Consider the following 443-nt stretch of genomic DNA (forward strand, 5'->3'; position numbering starts at 1 on the left):
GACCTCCCCCATGGATGGGGTGACGCGCGTATCCACCGCAAGCGGATAGATCTTGGCGGTCCGCAGGAGCTTGTTGGCGGCCATGTTGGCGGTTGGCGGCGTGCTTTCAACGACGCCGATCGTCTTGCCCGTGAGTCTGGAATCCTCGATCGTTTCCACGCCTTCCATATCTTTGCTTTTCGGATGCACCAGCACATAGGCGGAGCGATAGTAGGCGTTGGTGTTCTGCACCAGCTCATCGCCCTGGGCATAGCCCATGATGATGTCGCATCGGTTGGCCCCCAACGTATTGCGCACGAAGCCGGTGATCGTGGGAAACCAGGTGTAGGAGACGGACTTGCGCCCGGTTTTCGCGGCAACCAGCTCTGCCAGCTTGTTTTCGAATCCTTCGCCGCTCTTGTCGGTGAAGGGCATATTCGAGGGATCGGCGCAGACGCGCAAGA

At 59.6% G+C, this 443-nt stretch carries 1 protein-coding gene; it reads right to left on the reverse strand.

The annotated features are described in order from the left end of the window. Positions 1-443 (reverse strand): transporter substrate-binding domain-containing protein (locus tag EN885_RS33170; protein ID WP_128335268.1); only part of this gene is annotated, 443 nt, incomplete at both ends.

Origin of the sequence: Mesorhizobium sp. M6A.T.Cr.TU.014.01.1.1, assembly GCF_004022765.1 — a bacterium.
Lineage (GTDB): Bacteria > Pseudomonadota > Alphaproteobacteria > Rhizobiales > Rhizobiaceae > Mesorhizobium > Mesorhizobium mediterraneum.